General features: G+C 46.5%; 1 protein-coding gene. It reads right to left on the reverse strand.

All coding sequences use genetic code 11. The features are described 5' to 3' along the window. The coding region (locus tag ACKI5G_RS00655; protein ID WP_407396657.1) for a cobaltochelatase subunit CobN at nt 1–1,529 on the reverse strand (1,529 nt) is incomplete at its 3' end. Nucleotides 1,530–1,553: the final 24 nt, after the last annotated feature.

A 1,553-nucleotide genomic window follows, 5' to 3' on the forward strand; every position in this document is an offset into this window, starting at 1 on the left:
TAATGATGTGACGGCGGCAAATCCGGTGCATGAAGGATTTTTCCAGGGTCTTCGCCAAAACCACGGGGTGGCTGAACTGTTACCAGCACGTTACCAAGGAACATGCCCGGTATCAACAAATTTCCTTCATGATAGAAAACATCGCCAGGGGCTGGGCCCCACTCCTTCTCCATCCGTTCACGTACCGGCTCAGGTAACTGCTGGAAAAACTCGCAATATTCCTGGGCTGATAACTTTTGAAACCTGGTATTTAGCGCTTCGTCACTTAAAAACCTTCGATCATTTGTTGAGGCCTCTGTAAGCATGGACATGAAGGCCCGACTGTCAGCCGGGATATCCCCTACGGAATATCCCAAGGCTTTCATGTGAATAAGCAGGCGGCGTACACTTTCCGGTGAGTCCAATCCCGCTGCACTGCCAATGGTGGCATTGGTGGAGGGATAATTGTGAAATATTATCGCAATCTTTTTCTCCCTATCAGCCTTGTGCCCCAGCATGGCCCAATTCCAGGCCTTATCCGCCAATAGCTTCATTCGGTCCAGCAAAGCGGTATATACCATCTCACCGGGTGTATCTGAAACTTTGGCTGCGATAGGTACGGTATGAAGAACGCCATCAAACTCCGGCAAGCTGACACTTATGGAAACATTTACCGGATCTAAACCAGCCGGTGACTTTTCCCATTCCTGTTTGCTGCGCAATACAGTATATGCCTGTAGGATAGGGACGTTCAGCTGCTGAAAAAATTCTATAGGTACACCGGCAGTTTTCAGGGAAAATTTCATGGTGTTGATCATTACATCAATAATTCTTTCCCCATTGCGATAAAAGTAATATTCCATTGCCTCCTGCAGCGAGGGACTGCCCATCCTTTCGTCCTTCACCGAATTGGAAAAAATGCCGATGACATTAAAGCCCCGCTTTTCCAAGGTGCTAATCAAGGCATTTTGATACGTCCGTTCACCAGTAAGCCACTCGGCCCGATAAAACAAAATTCCCACCGTTGGACGTCCTGCCACATAGTGTCGGTCCAAATAGGCATCCAAATCCTGGCAATCTCCCTGCCAAGCCGGATGCCAAATTCCGTTCCAGGGCTGCTTTACCGGTGGATTGGGGGAGGTAGCCATATTGCCAAAGTTGTTGGCCAGCCACAAACACAGATTATATATGTTTTCCTCTCCGTCATATCTTTTGTAGGCCCATACTGTTTCTATTTGTGCCGCAGTGAATCCATGAGATATTTCGTCATCCCCAGCATTATCCACAATGATGAGGAAAGGACGATTAGTTTTCCGTAAGAATTTGGCTGAGTTCTGCAAAAACTTATTGTCAATGCCACTGCCCATCCACATAAAAATATTGACATTGGCCTTCTTTAGTTGCTTAGTTAGTTCCTCAGTAACGGGAGTATCACCAGTGACGGCGCAAATCCATACTTCCAGCTCCGGTACAGTTTCCTTAATACGCCCGCTCACTTTTTTCATCAGGAAATTAACTCTTTTTACATTGGAATAAATACCTAGTCGCATAGTACACCCACTTAAAATATCACA

The sequence above is a fragment of the Anaerovibrio sp. genome, assembly GCF_045637405.1.
Lineage (GTDB): Bacteria > Bacillota > Negativicutes > Selenomonadales > Selenomonadaceae > Anaerovibrio.